A 13,120-nucleotide genomic window follows, 5' to 3' on the forward strand; every position below is an offset into this window, starting at 1 on the left:
AAATGAGACACACATGCATCGCTACCTACCGCTGCTATGACGATAAAGCAGATTTCCATAAGAAAGCTGTATCCATCGCAGTCGGATTAACAGTCGGAAGCTGGACAGAGCTGCCTGAAGCGAAGAAAAAGGAAATGGAGCGTCATTTGGGGCAAGTGGTCCAAGTGACAGAATATCCTGCAACAGAAAGTAACGAGCGATATGCGGATATCCAAATTGCTTATCCTGACGTCAACTTCAGTCGCGATATCCCTGCGTTATTGGTTACCGTATTCGGCAAGCTGTCGATGGACGGCAAGATCAAATTGATGGATTTGGATCTCTCAGAAGATTTCTTGTCCGTTTTCCCAGGTCCGAAATTCGGAATCGAAGGTATTCGCAGCCTACTCGGCGTTCATGACCGTCCTCTGCTCATGAGCATCTTCAAATCCGTGATCGGCCATGATCTCGATGGTTTACGGGAGCAGTTCTATCAGCAGGCGCTTGGCGGTGTCGATCTCATCAAAGATGACGAGATTCTATTCGAGAACCCTCTAACGCCAATTGAGCGGCGCGTGCAAGTCTGTATGGACGCAGCGAAGCAAGCTGAACAACAGACAGGCAAGAAACTGCTCTATGCTGTAAATTTAACGGGGCCCACTTCGAAGCTCGCGGTTCAAGCGCGCAAAGCCATTGATACAGGCGCGAATGCGCTATTATTCAATGTGTTGTCCTATGGGTTCGACGTCCTGCATGAGTTAAGTTCAGATTCGTCGATTAACATCCCCATCGCCGCGCATCCAGCGCTGGCTGGAGCATTCTACCCATCTCAGCATTACGGAATTTCCGCTCCACTCTTACTCGGTAAGCTGATGCGTATCGCCGGAGCCGATCTATCCCTCTTCCCTTCACCGTATGGCTCTGTCGTCATGCCAAAAGAAGAGAATATGGGCATTCGAGATGCGCTGCTAAGTGATAAGTTATCGCTCCGTTCAACAATGCCTGTACCCTCCGCGGGCATTCACCCGGGACTTGTACCCCTAATTCTGCGTGATTTCGGACGTGAAGTGGTGGTCAATGCTGGTGGTGGCGTTCACGGACATCCGCAAGGAGCTGCAGCTGGCGGACGCGCCTTCAATCAAGCGATTGATGCGACATTGCAGGGCATTTCGTTGCAGGAGTATGCCGTAACCCATCCTGAACTCCATGCTGCGATTGATATCTGGGGGGTTAGATCATGATACAGAACGGATCCAAACAACCTGTCGTCTTCTGTGATTTCGACGGTACAATAACAGTCAATGATAATATCGTTGCGATCATCCAACATTTCGATCCACTCGGTTGGAAATCCATTGTGGACGATGTCATCGCGGAGCGTAAATCGGTTCGCGTCGGCGTCGGGGAGATGTTCCGATTGCTGCCCACATCACAACGTGAAGAAATTACCCGCTTCGCCATCGACCAAGTTCAAATCCGTCCTGGCTTCGCTGAATTTCTTACGTTCTGCAAGGAGCAGCAAATCGAATTCTATGTCACAAGCGGTGGAATAGACTTCTTCATCTATCCGATCTTGGAGCGCTTCGATATTCCAAAGGAACGCATCTTCTGCAATACCAGCGATTTCTCCGGCTCGCATATCGAAATTTTATGGCCTAATGCTTGTGATGATGTTTGCGACAATGATTGCGGCATGTGCAAGACGAAGATTATTCGTTCCTTCTCCAATAGTGAGTATGATCGATATATTATTGGCGATAGCATTACCGATTTTGCTGGAGCAAAATTGGTTGAACATGTCTACTCCCGCTCTCACCTCACAACGAAATGTGAGCAGCTTGGGTTAGCACATGTACCTTATAACGATTTCTTTGACATTATCCGTCATATGGAAGCGATGAAAGTTGGTGCAGCATCATCATGACATTTGCAAAGATCCCATTAGAACAGAAGCAGCGCGCCTTGCATGAGCTGCGTGAGATTAAGACCCAGTTCGCAGCAAGAAATTGGTTCCCTGGCACAAGCGGCAACTTATCCATTCGTGTCGGTGAGCATACACCGGATGATTTCCATTTTGCGATTACCGCGAGCGGCAAAGATAAATCCGTGAATACGCCGGAAGACTTCTTATTCGTGGATGCTGATGGCAAACCTGCTGAAGCCACTAACCTTAAGCCAAGCGCTGAGACACTCATCCATTGTGAAATCTATCGGATGACAGGCTGCGGGGCGATTTTCCACGTACACACGGTATTCAATAACATAGTCTCGGAGTTGTTCCATGAACGCGGATCCATCCCTGTGAAAGGCGTTGAATTGATCAAAGCCTTCAACATCTGGACAGAAGATGCGGAGATTGAGATACCGATCGTGCCGAATTTCGCGCATATTCCAAGCATTGTCCCCCATGTGACAGAGAAGCTCGATCCACAAATTCCTGGCATCATCTTACGTAATCACGGCATCTACGCCTGGGGCGCCAATGCATTCGAAGCGAAACGTCACCTCGAAGCGTTCGAATTCCTATTCGAATACATCTACCGCTCAGAGCTACTTAAGCGTTAAGAAGACCAAATCCATACCATCACAAATAGGAGGGGGCGATCAGCCCTCTTCTATTTTCTATTTAATCACCCTCCAATTCATCTATCGAAGCACCATCCATGTTCATGAGATTGCTATATATTCGACATCCTTTTGATGAAAAGTAAGTTACGATTTTCACTTGCCGAATGTTATGATGAGAATGATTTCGTGACAAACATCACACATAACACAAGGCTAGGAGGAGCAATCATGTGGAAGCCCGATCGTTACAGCAGCCTTCCTATCTACCAACAAATTGCTGATGAAATCGAACGCAGAATATCTTACGGGGAGTTCCCGCCAGGCAGCCTGCTTCCTTCCGAACGCAAATTAGCCGAGCAACTGGGAGTGAACCGAAGCACGGTTATTCTTGCTTATGCAGAGCTTCGTGCCCTCGGGATCATCGAGAGTCGTACGGGTAGCGGTACGAGGGTTAGTAAATATAAATGGAAAGCTACGCCAAAGCATACCCCGAACTGGCATCGGTATGTGGAAGGCGGCAATTTTTTGCCTAATTTACCTTTCTTACGCCGCATCCGAGAAGCACTTCAACAGGACAACACACTGATTGATTTTGCTAGTGGCGAATTAGGAGCAGATATTTCACCCGTGACTGAAATCAATATGCTCATGGCTGAGAACCATCATACCGAATATCTCGGTTACAACAACCCGCAAGGCTTCATTCCCCTGCGAGAAGCACTCGTCAGTTATCTAAGTCGATATCGGGGTATTCAGACGGCAGAATCTTCCATCCTTATCACATCCGGATCCCAGCAATCCTTGTATTTGATCACACAATGTCTGCTCACCCCTGGTGATGCCGTTGCGATTGAAGATCCATCATATAACTATTCGTTACCCATGTTCCAATCGGCAGGTCTTCGGTTGTTCCGACTTCCTGTAGATCAACATGGTGCCCGGCCTGAAGATGTTCGTGCGCTCTATAAGAAGCATCGGATTAAAATGGTGTTCCTAAATCCGAACTTTCAGAATCCCACAGGTGTTCGACTGGCTCAAGAACGGAAAATTGAACTGCTCAATGTAGCAAGTGAACTCGGACTACCCGTCGTAGAGGATGATCCGTTCAGCTTGACAGCCTATGACGGCGTGCCCCCGATGCCGCTTAAATCGATGGACACCGTCGGTTCCGTACTGTACATTGGCTCTTTCTCCAAAATCGCAGCTTCCGGCTTGCGCGTGGGATGGATGGTTGCTCCGCATTCGGTTGTTGAGCGGCTCGCCGATGCAAGGCAGCAGATGGATTACGGACTCAGTGTTGTTCCTCAGAAGGTCGCTGCGCAGTTCTTGAATTCTCCGTTATTCCAGCCCCATCTGGAACGATTGCGGATGAATCTCATGTATAAGCGGGATTTATTGATCGAAGCACTTCAGAAGGAGCTGCCAGACCTTGTCCATTTCTCTATTCCTCAAGGGGGCTTACATCTATGGTGCAAGATCATCCCCAAAGTGAATGATCATCGATTGTTGGAGGAAGCCATTCGACAAGGTATCATCTTCGTACCCGGCAGCGTCTACGGATCCGATTCAGGGTATGTTCGGTTCACTTATGCAAGACCACATACGGAAGATATTGTGCAAGGAATATCCAAGTTTGCTGCGGCACTTCGCAGTGTTCTTGGCTAAATGAAAAAGGTGAATGAGAGCTTGTCGCTAAGTACAAGTGCTTCATTCACCTTTTTTATTGTTGTTTATGTTACTCTTGCAACGCTTTAATGTCTTTCATAATCTGGTCGAAAGGCGTATCGGTCATCCCATCGTATTTGGCAACGACCATACCTGCTGGATCGACCAAATAAAACGATGTACCGTGTATGATTTGATCCGATGCCATATCTTTGGCGATGGTCGCTCGAAATGACTTAAGAACAAATGTCTTAATCGATTCAAAATCATAGCCCGTTAATGCATGCCAATTCGAGAAATCAGCATTAAATTTTGTAAGATAGTTTTTCAGTGCAGCAGGATCATCCCGCTCCGGATCAACGGAGAAAGAAATCAGTTCCGCCTCTACGCCTTCAGTCTTTAATCGCTTTTGCAATTCGGACATGTTGGCCGTCATCGTCGGACACACCGTTGAACAATAGGTAAACACAAAGTCTGCAACCCAAACCTTTCCTTGTAAATCAGCCAAAGCGACCGATTTTCCGTCCTGATTAATGAATTCAAAGGGTTGGACCTGCATATTCGGCTGTTTGGACTTGCCATTGCCGCATGCGGCAATAACGAGAATCATCAAACCAAATATCACGCCCAAGGCTGCTTTTTTCACCCTTATCCCCCCTTGCAGCTATTTATTTTTCGAGAGCCATTGGGTAAGCGCATCAATTTCCTCGTTGCTTAACGATTTTTGGAACGCCGGCATGCCTTTTGCGCCATCATGTATGATCGTGTACAGCTGCTCTTGTGACAATTTGGAGCCAATCTCCTGTAAACTCGGTCCAACCCTCCCGCTTAGGTCGGCAGCGTGGCAGGATAGGCATGATTTTTTGTACGACGCTACGGCATTCGTATCTTCTGGAGCTATTGTTCCAACATCCATCCTCTGCGAATTGGTACCTTGTCCGCACGCAGGAAGAACGAGTAAATTCAACAAAATAAGAGATATTGTCATTCTTGCCTTCATTCCGATTCCTCCAACCTTCCGCATTAAAATGGACGCCCCGCCGTATCGACAATCATCATCAGAAATACAACCATCAAATAATTCACCGAGATTAGGAAGTTCGTTTTGGCCCATTTCTCCGTGTTCGTTGATGCAGCGCCTGTTAATGTATGCCAAGTCCATACGATTCCTGCTGCCACAGAGACCGTGAGAAAGACAGTGCCTGCGTATCCGTACGAGTAAATCAATACGACTGTGGGAAGCAGTAGGACGACGTAAGGAATCATTTGCAGCTTTGTCCGTCTTACACCTTTATGGACAGGCAATAGCGGAAAACCTGCCGTCCGATATTCGTCCACCCTGCGAATCGCTAGCGACCAGAAATGAGCGGGCTGCCAGAGAAACAGCAGCGCGAATAAGAGTACGGCTCCGGCATCGATTTCATTCGTAAAGGCACAATAGCCGATGATCGGCGGCATCGCTCCCGATATGCCGCCAATGGATGTGCTCCAAGTTGAAGTCCGCTTGAGCCACATCGTGTACACGACGATATAAACGAACATCCCAAGGATCCCAAGCCATCCGCACAGGACGTTCACTTTCATAAACAAGATCATTTCACCCAATATCCCTAGCAATAAGGCGTAAACCAGTACGCTCCACTTATTCAAACGTCCCGTTGCTAATGGTCGATCCTTCGTTCGATCCATCCGCTGGTCCAGCTTCCAGTCCCATACATTATTCATGACGCACGAGGAGGCCATCGTGAGTACGGTGCCTAAGAGCACCCACAACAGGGCACCCCAATCCACCGTCCACTTCGATGCTAGCCAATACCCGCCAAACGCAGCAACGAGATTCAACTGAAGAATCCGCGGCTTCGTCAGCTCGATCCAATCTCTGATCATAGTGCGACCATGTTGTACATCATGATCCACATGGAGCCGATGACGATAACCAGTAAAATAATCAAGCCTAGGATCAACGTCAGCAGGTTATACCGCGGCTTCTTCTCTTCGCGCAGATGCATGAAAAATATTAATTGAACAACGAGCTGCAATACAGCCGTTACCATCAGAATGATCGCGCTCGCCTTCCCAGCGAGCCAACCATTCATCACCACGGCAATCGGAATGATCGTGAGCAGGATCGAGAATACAAATCCAATGGTGTACGACTTTAAGGAGCCATGGTTCTCGTGCGCATGGGAAGGACTCATGTCATGCTGCATCTAGCTCACCCCCATCAAATAAACAATCGTAAAGACGAAAATCCAGACCACATCAAGGAAATGCCAGAACAAACTAATGACATTGACTTTACGTTTCGTAACCGGTGTAATCCCGCGCTTCGCAATCTGCATCATCAGTGCAATCATCCACACCAATCCAAGCAGGACGTGAAGTCCATGCGTGCCAACCAAGGTAAAAAATGCGGATAGGAATGCACTCGTACCGATCGTCGCTCCTTCATGCACCAGATGCGTAAATTCATTGATTTCCATGATGATAAAGGTCGCACCGAGTACTACGGTTGCCCCAAGCCAGCCCAATAAGGCTTTCTTATTCCCCTTGTGCATCGCGAGCACCGCTAGACCACTTGTATAACTGCTCGTTAATAGAATGAAGGTACTTGCGATAATACCTCCCATTTGAAATAAGTCTTTCGGACCAGGTCCGCCATTTGTGTTGCCTTGCAGCACAATGTAGACAGCGAACAATGTGCCAAATATAATGACATCGGTCATCAGATAGATCCAGAAGCCGAAGGTGCGCATTTCTTCCATATCCGGATGGTCATGATGTTCCGCATGAGACACCTGGTGACCGGCTAATCCGGAATCGTGTAATTGAGCCATTAGCTCGTAACCCCCCTTATCGCAGATTCTGTTCGCTTAATTTCTTCAACAGGGATGTAGTAATCCGTATCATAATTAAAGGAATGAACCAGCATACATGCCGCTACGCCTACAAGTCCGGGGATCGCTAACCAGAGCCAATCAAATATGAAGCCAAATCCGGTGAAGAACCAGAACATGGACATCACGATTGGGATTCCAGAGTTTTTCGGCATATGAATCGGTTCTATCTTCGCTGGTGCAGGAGCAGGATGTCCTTGCAATCTTCGCTGCTTCTCCTCCCACCATTCATCCTGAGATGTAACGTGAGGCAGGGTTGCGAAGTTATACACCGGCGCAGGTGAAGGAATTGACCATTCCAAGGTCCGTCCGTTCCATGGATCTCCCGTTTCATCTTTTCGTAGATGCTTCACGCTATATACGATTTGCCACACTTGGAACAAGAACGCAATACCCATGAGCCCCGCTCCAATGGTGGATACCAAGTTCATTTCCCACCAGCCTTTGTCCCAACCATAGGTTACGACACGACGTGTCATCCCCATCAGTCCGAGCGCATACTGCGGCATGAAGCAAAGGTAAAAGCCGATGTTCCAGAACCAGAAGGCCCATTTGCCAATTCGCTCATTCAGCTTGAAGCCGAACAGTTTCGGCCACCAATAATATAATCCTGCGAAATATCCGAATACGACACCGCCAATAATGACTTGATGGAAATGCGCGACTAGGAAATAACTATTGTGAAACTGAAAATCAGCCGGTGCTACCGACAGTAGAACCCCTGTTAGTCCCCCTACGATAAAGCAGGGAATAAAGCCCAACGTCCACAGCATCGGAGTCTCGAAGGTAATTTTCCCGCGGAACATCGTAAAGAGCCAGTTGAACACCTTCACCCCTGTCGGGATTGCAATCAACATGGTCGTCAGTGCAAAGAATGCATTGACATCCGCGCCGGAGCCCATCGTAAAGAAATGGTGCGCCCAGACGAGGAACGATAGAATACTAATAATCATCATGGCGTATACCATGGATTTATAACCAAACAGCTTCTTCTTCGCAAAAGTAGATACGATCTCTGAGAAGATCCCGAAGGCAGGTAATACGATAATATACACCTCAGGGTGTCCCCACATCCAGATCAGGTTAATATACATCATCGGGTTTCCTCCGCCATCCAAGGTGAAGAAATGCGCACCTGCATAGCGGTCTAGGAATAGGAGTGCCAGCGTTGCCGTCAAAATCGGAAATGAAAATATGATCGCGATGCAGCTGGATAGTACCGACCAAGGAAACATCGGCATCTTCATTAATTTCATACCCGGTGCGCGCATCTTCAGAATGGTGACGATAAAGTTAATCCCCGTCATCAGACTTCCGATCCCTGAGATCTGAATCCCCCAAATATAGAAGTCTTGTCCAACGCCTGGGTTATGCATAATGCCCGAATATGGCGGATAGGCTAGCCAACCCGCATCTGGTGAACCACCAATGACGAAGGATAAGTTAAACAGCATGGCGCCTGAGAAGAACAGCCAGAAACTTAGCGCATTCAGGAACGGATAGGCCACGTCGCGCGCACCGATCTGTAGCGGCACCATGACGTTGAACAATCCGAACATAAATGGCATCGCCATGAACAAAATCATGATTACGCCGTGCGTCGTGAAAATCTGATTATAGTGGTCCGGCGGCAGTAGGTTCATCTCTGGTGCGGCCAGCTGTGCGCGCATTAGAAGCGCATCGACCCCACCGCGGAATAACATGATGAAGGCAGCTAAAATGTACATGATGCCAATCTTCTTATGATCGACAGTCGTCAGCCATTCCCGCCATAGCCAGCCCCATTTATTGAAGTACGTCAGTCCAATTACAATACCTAAGATGGTGACGACAATGCTAACATCTGCCCCATATATTAACGGGTCTCCCGTTACAAAAAATTCCGAGGCAAAGGCTTTCACTCTTTCCCACATGGATGACTCTCTCTCCTTACGTGTCGGATCAAAAATCCGTTATTCTTGTTTGTCAATCTTCTGAATGTCCTTCCAAGACAATCCATGGTTGTGCGAGGAGGCATACTTCGTCACGGTCATCTCGAACAATCCTTCTGGGAAAGCCGAGAACGTTCTGACATCCGATGCTGCAGGCTCAACCAGCTTCTTATAACCGTCCAATGTCAATGCAGGCGATGACGCCTTCACATCACTTACCCACGAATTGAATGCTTCCTTTGAGGTCGATTTCACGTCAAAATACATTTTCGCGAAATCCTTCCCGGTGAAGTTGGCGCCTGATCCCCAAAAATCTCCCTGCTCATCCGCTTGCAAATGCAATGTCATCGCCATGCCGGACATCGCATACATCTGACCGCCGAGCTGCGGAATCCAGAATGAATTCATGGGTGAATCGGCTGTGATCTCAAATCGGATCGGTACATCTTCTGGAATCTGGATGTAATTAATCGTTGCAATGCCTTGCTCCGGATATTGGAACAACCATTTCCAGTCCAGTGATGTCACCTGGATGGTCAGCGGTTTTTCTTCGGATGCTAGCGGCTTGGATGGTTCCAGCGCATAGGTGTACTTCACGGTAATGACCGCTAGAATGGTAATAATAATGATCGGTATCCCCCACCAGATCACTTCCAGCTTCGTGCTATGCTCCCAGTTCGGCGTATACTTCGATGTTCTACCCTTTCGATCTCGGTAACGCCATACAATAATCGCGAACAGAATCAGTACAGGCACGATAACAATGCACGTTAGTAGCAATGAAGTGAGCATTAAATCACGCTGCTGTTCAGCAATTGGCCCTTTCGGATTAAGAACGATCATTTTCTCCGTGCATCCGGTGGCCGTAAGCAGCAGGATCAGCAGCATAGTTAAAGAAGCGAACCAGCGGCGTGCTTTAGGTAATTTCATGTTTGCGGCTCCTTTCGATTTGCATAAGTACGTTATAGCCACGTCTTACGATAAGAGGGATTGTGATAAATGTCACCAACCACTACAAGAGCCGTTGAACCAACCATGTTCAAGGTTTTGAAACAAATCATGGCCCAATATTTCCAAAAAAAAGAGCTCTTCATTCAATATGAAGAACTCTCTTGATTTATCGTAAACGATGTTTCCACGAACGAATGGCGATATCTGTCAGAATGCAGAACAAAGCCGTGGCCAGCACATTGTGGAGCAGACTTGCAAATAGATACACATCTTCGTTGTTGATCGTCGCATTAAGCAGTCCGCCGCTTAAAATCTGCGCCAACACAAAAATAAGTGCATACATCCCAGCCCTCCTCATGACGGAATGCTGTCCTGCCGATTCACTTCGGCGAACAAGAACATAGAATGCGGCGATGAGCAGGAATAAAATCGCTGCAGCAATACGGTGGAGGAAGACAATCCCTGAAGCACCCTCCAAATAAGGGATGACTTGCCCGTTACATAACGGCCAGCCCATACATCCCGCTTCCACATCCATATGCCGAATGTACGCCCCAAGATAGACAACAACATAACAAAAGATCCATATCCCCCAAGACATCAGATAAATCGATCTCGGCACCGTCACGAAGACATCTGAGTTGTCAGCCCGTTCCTGCCGCCTTATCCAGACGACTAGCAGCATGCTACTAGAAACAGCGAGCAATGAGATCCCGAAGTGCAGTGCCATCACAGCTGGCTGCTGAGGCCAAATGACCGCTGCCGCTCCCATGATCGCCTGGATCACGGTGAACAACAACGTTCCGCCAGCATAGATTAAGGCTTCGGTATGATGCTTCAGGTAACGCCATGTATATATAAATGTGATGAGGACAAGGATCCCCACAATTCCTGTCACCATTCGATGGGAATATTCAATCATAGACTCTAGCGTATAAGCAGGTACAAATTTCCCATTACACAAAGGCCAATCATCACCACAGCCTCGGCCAGAACCTGTCTTCGTCACCAAGGCTCCTGCTAGCAGCACGAGGAACATCCCAATAAATGTCGACCAAGCTAACCATCGATAACGGGAAGATATCATATGATTCCCCCTCTTCTGTCGACAGTACGATGCTCGAATACCCTCAATAGCATTGTCTCGTTGTCATTCATGTTGGTTCTACTTCCTTTCACAAGCGATTGCTTACTGCTTCCTGATCGTATCGGATCAGGGAATGATCGTAACCATCCACTCCATCGTTTTCTTCACCAACCAATGGGCAATAAAATCGAAGCGCATATCAAAAATCCCCCTCGACCAAGAGTCAAGGGGGATCTCATTTCTATTCTGCCTTATACGTTCCGCAATTCTGGTATAAGCGCAATGTCCGGCTTGCCTTGCAGCGCATGGACTAAATTTCTGGCTGCTAGACTTGCCATTTCAAGTCGTGTCGCCGCTGTGGCAGATCCGATATGTGGCAAGGTTACGACATTCGTAAGCGTGAGCAGCGGGTGCGCTGGATCGATTGGCTCCTGAGCGTAAACATCGAGTCCAGCTGCGAATATTTTACGCTGCACGAGCGCATCGTACAAGGCGGATTCGTCGACGATCGGACCTCGTGCGACATTCACGAACACAGCAGTCTGCTTCATCAGACCGAACTCACGCGCGCCGATCATGCCCCGTGTCTCCGGCGTCAACGGCAGCATAAGCAGCACATAATCCGAGGTCGCAAGCAGCTCGTCCAATCCTGCATATGTGACACCCAGCTTCTCTTCGATATCCGGCTTCCGATTCCGATTATAATACTGTACATTCATCTCAAATCCGAACCTGGCACGTCTAGCAATCGCTTCACCGATCCGCCCCATCCCAATAATGCCAAGCGTGGTATGGTGAATATCGAGTCCATATAATTCTTCTTCCTGCCCCTTCTCCCATTTGCCTTCTCGTACCCATTCATGCAGCTCCGTGACACGTCGCCCAGCAGCTAGAATCAATGCAAACGCCAGATCAGCAACCGTCTCATCGAGTACATAAGGCGTATGCATCGCCAGAATTCCACGGGCAATAATGGGATCAAGCCGCAAATTGTTGTAGCCTACAGCAATATTCGAGATCGCTCGCAGGTTCGGTGCAGCCTCGATCACTTCGGCCGTAACCGGCGTCCCACTCAATAACAAGCCTTCAGCATCCCCAATTTCATGAACGAGTTGATCTTTCGTAATGGATTCTTCCCCCGTCCAATAACGAACCTCGCAATGTGTCTCCAAATATTGCGCTACTTCACTTGGAACCGGTCGTGCGACATAAATATTCGGTTTCATGTTCTGCCCCCTCCATGATCTGGTTACCTGTTACCATCATAATCCATCCCTATGCAAAAAAACAGCCTGAACCACATGATCCATGTGACTCAGACTGTCTCTTAATTCCCTCGTGCTCCGCGGAATTTCTGTGCATAGGCTCTTGCATCCTCTGCCGTTCGGACGCGGTTACGCATCCATTCAAGCAAGATACGGTCGATATAACGGAAGTGAACCTTCCCTGCGAATACCGCTTCTTTCAGTGCCAATAAGATGAGTTCCTCAGGATACTGATCTTGATCGAGCCATCCCGAGATCGTCTCACACTCCATCGGCGACAGCGGACGGCCGAATTCGCGTTCGAAAATAATGAAGAGATTACTCTCTTCACTCTCCCCTCCTGCAAAAGCTGTACCGCTTCCTTGAGATTTGCCGCTTCGCTGTTCTTGCTTCCGTTCTTCCTTTACATCATCGGATAAAAGCTGTCCCAGCTTCTCATAAATTCCTGAAAGGTTGTAACGCTCATATTGAATCCCCGTCTGCGGATCGAATTCTTCATCAATCGATAAGTATTTCTCGCGCATGAGCTTCTGTATGGCTTTGATGACTGTATCCGGTGAAGCACCCATGCGATCCTGCAATTCTTCAATCGTCGGAAATGCATTCTGCTCCATTTGCTGGAACCCGGTTAATTGAAGAATGAGCATCATTTCCGTGTCACTGAGCTTCATGCGGCGATAATATCGAAGAAGCGCGTAAGGAAAGTGAATCGTACCCACTTCCATACCCAGCGTAATCCCCTTGGCAAATGCCCGCCATGCTTCATTGCTCATGTCA

At 48.1% G+C, this 13,120-nt stretch carries 14 protein-coding genes; 4 read left to right on the forward strand and 10 right to left on the reverse strand.

The genetic code is table 11. From position 1 onward, the window contains the following. Positions 1 to 2: 2 nt before the first annotated feature. The 4 genes from ACFQZR_RS17535 to pdxR all read left to right on the forward strand — a co-directional run bounded on the left by ACFQZR_RS17535 (position 3) and on the right by pdxR (position 4,212). A complete protein-coding gene (locus ACFQZR_RS17535; RefSeq protein WP_379348092.1) occupies positions 3 to 1,220 on the forward strand; it encodes a 2,3-diketo-5-methylthiopentyl-1-phosphate enolase in 1,218 nt (405 codons plus the stop codon). Beyond that, positions 1,217 to 1,903: a 2-hydroxy-3-keto-5-methylthiopentenyl-1-phosphate phosphatase gene (locus ACFQZR_RS17540; RefSeq protein WP_379348095.1), complete on the forward strand. Its 687-nt coding sequence runs from the start codon at positions 1,217 to 1,219 to the stop codon at positions 1,901 to 1,903. Before ACFQZR_RS17535 ends, ACFQZR_RS17540 begins: the two co-directional genes overlap by 4 nt. After that, positions 1,900 to 2,544 carry a methylthioribulose 1-phosphate dehydratase gene (locus ACFQZR_RS17545; RefSeq protein WP_379348097.1) on the forward strand — a complete coding sequence of 215 codons (645 nt, stop codon included), beginning with the start codon at positions 1,900 to 1,902 and terminating at the stop codon, positions 2,542 to 2,544. Before ACFQZR_RS17540 ends, ACFQZR_RS17545 begins: the two co-directional genes overlap by 4 nt. A 231-nt stretch (positions 2,545 to 2,775) precedes the next feature. Then, a complete protein-coding gene (gene pdxR, locus ACFQZR_RS17550) occupies positions 2,776 to 4,212 on the forward strand; it encodes a MocR-like pyridoxine biosynthesis transcription factor PdxR (protein WP_379348099.1) in 1,437 nt (478 codons plus the stop codon). A 70-nt stretch (positions 4,213 to 4,282) separates the two neighbouring features. On the opposite strand, the gene ACFQZR_RS17555 is transcribed toward pdxR, so the two are convergent. From ACFQZR_RS17555 to ACFQZR_RS17600, 10 genes are all read right to left on the reverse strand, one after another. Beyond that, entirely contained in the window at positions 4,283 to 4,858 is a 576-nt protein-coding gene (locus ACFQZR_RS17555) for an SCO family protein (RefSeq protein WP_379348101.1), read from the reverse strand. Between the two features lie 18 nt (positions 4,859 to 4,876). After that, a complete protein-coding gene (locus ACFQZR_RS17560) occupies positions 4,877 to 5,212 on the reverse strand; it encodes a c-type cytochrome (protein WP_379348103.1) in 336 nt (111 codons plus the stop codon). Positions 5,213 to 5,235: 23 nt separating this feature from the next. Next, positions 5,236 to 6,099: a heme o synthase gene (gene cyoE, locus ACFQZR_RS17565; protein ID WP_379348105.1), complete on the reverse strand. Its 864-nt coding sequence runs from the start codon at positions 6,097 to 6,099 to the stop codon at positions 5,236 to 5,238. Next, positions 6,096 to 6,422 (reverse strand): cytochrome o ubiquinol oxidase subunit IV, encoded by a 327-nt coding sequence (gene cyoD, locus ACFQZR_RS17570; protein WP_379348107.1) that lies wholly within the window; start codon positions 6,420 to 6,422, stop codon positions 6,096 to 6,098. Before cyoD ends, cyoE begins: the two co-directional genes overlap by 4 nt. Further along, positions 6,423 to 7,049 carry a cytochrome o ubiquinol oxidase subunit III gene (cyoC, locus tag ACFQZR_RS17575; RefSeq protein ID WP_379348109.1) on the reverse strand — a complete coding sequence of 209 codons (627 nt, stop codon included), beginning with the start codon at positions 7,047 to 7,049 and terminating at the stop codon, positions 6,423 to 6,425. Beyond that, positions 7,049 to 9,022 carry a cbb3-type cytochrome c oxidase subunit I gene (locus ACFQZR_RS17580; protein ID WP_379348111.1) on the reverse strand — a complete coding sequence of 658 codons (1,974 nt, stop codon included), beginning with the start codon at positions 9,020 to 9,022 and terminating at the stop codon, positions 7,049 to 7,051. The genes cyoC and ACFQZR_RS17580 overlap by 1 nt, the downstream gene beginning before the upstream one ends. Positions 9,023 to 9,061: 39 nt before the next feature. Continuing rightward, a complete protein-coding gene (cyoA, locus tag ACFQZR_RS17585) occupies positions 9,062 to 9,970 on the reverse strand; it encodes a ubiquinol oxidase subunit II (protein WP_379348113.1) in 909 nt (302 codons plus the stop codon). Positions 9,971 to 10,157: 187 nt separating this feature from the next. Next, positions 10,158 to 11,078, reverse strand: a complete 921-nt coding sequence (locus ACFQZR_RS17590) for a COX15/CtaA family protein (RefSeq protein ID WP_379348115.1) — start codon at positions 11,076 to 11,078, stop codon at positions 10,158 to 10,160. 251 nt (positions 11,079 to 11,329) lie between these two features. Continuing rightward, positions 11,330 to 12,304 carry a 2-hydroxyacid dehydrogenase gene (locus tag ACFQZR_RS17595; protein ID WP_379348117.1) on the reverse strand — a complete coding sequence of 325 codons (975 nt, stop codon included), beginning with the start codon at positions 12,302 to 12,304 and terminating at the stop codon, positions 11,330 to 11,332. 101 nt (positions 12,305 to 12,405) lie between these two features. Further along, complete coding sequence (locus tag ACFQZR_RS17600; RefSeq protein WP_379348119.1) at positions 12,406 to 13,116, reverse strand: DnaD domain protein; 711 nt, start codon at positions 13,114 to 13,116, stop codon at positions 12,406 to 12,408. Positions 13,117 to 13,120: the final 4 nt, after the last annotated feature.

The organism is Paenibacillus sp. GCM10027629, from assembly GCF_042676425.1.
Lineage (GTDB): Bacteria > Bacillota > Bacilli > Paenibacillales > Paenibacillaceae > Paenibacillus_K > Paenibacillus_K terrigena.

What these genes read in the sequence shown, in the direction of transcription:
- ACFQZR_RS17535 (WP_379348092.1), top strand. Translation starts at nt 3, where the DNA reads ATGAGACACACATGCATCGCTACCTACCGCTGCTATGACGATAAAGCA.
- ACFQZR_RS17580 (WP_379348111.1), bottom strand. Translation starts at nt 9,022, where the DNA reads ATGTGGGAAAGAGTGAAAGCCTTTGCCTCGGAATTTTTTGTAACGGGA.
- cyoE (WP_379348105.1), bottom strand. Translation starts at nt 6,099, where the DNA reads ATGATCAGAGATTGGATCGAGCTGACGAAGCCGCGGATTCTTCAGTTG.
- ACFQZR_RS17560 (WP_379348103.1), bottom strand. Translation starts at nt 5,212, where the DNA reads ATGAAGGCAAGAATGACAATATCTCTTATTTTGTTGAATTTACTCGTT.
- ACFQZR_RS17540 (WP_379348095.1), top strand. Translation starts at nt 1,217, where the DNA reads ATGATACAGAACGGATCCAAACAACCTGTCGTCTTCTGTGATTTCGAC.
- cyoA (WP_379348113.1), bottom strand. Translation starts at nt 9,970, where the DNA reads ATGAAATTACCTAAAGCACGCCGCTGGTTCGCTTCTTTAACTATGCTG.
- ACFQZR_RS17600 (WP_379348119.1), bottom strand. Translation starts at nt 13,116, where the DNA reads ATGAGCAATGAAGCATGGCGGGCATTTGCCAAGGGGATTACGCTGGGT.
- ACFQZR_RS17590 (WP_379348115.1), bottom strand. Translation starts at nt 11,078, where the DNA reads ATGATATCTTCCCGTTATCGATGGTTAGCTTGGTCGACATTTATTGGG.
- pdxR (WP_379348099.1), top strand. Translation starts at nt 2,776, where the DNA reads ATGTGGAAGCCCGATCGTTACAGCAGCCTTCCTATCTACCAACAAATT.
- ACFQZR_RS17545 (WP_379348097.1), top strand. Translation starts at nt 1,900, where the DNA reads ATGACATTTGCAAAGATCCCATTAGAACAGAAGCAGCGCGCCTTGCAT.
- ACFQZR_RS17595 (WP_379348117.1), bottom strand. Translation starts at nt 12,304, where the DNA reads ATGAAACCGAATATTTATGTCGCACGACCGGTTCCAAGTGAAGTAGCG.
- cyoD (WP_379348107.1), bottom strand. Translation starts at nt 6,422, where the DNA reads ATGCAGCATGACATGAGTCCTTCCCATGCGCACGAGAACCATGGCTCC.
- cyoC (WP_379348109.1), bottom strand. Translation starts at nt 7,049, where the DNA reads ATGGCTCAATTACACGATTCCGGATTAGCCGGTCACCAGGTGTCTCAT.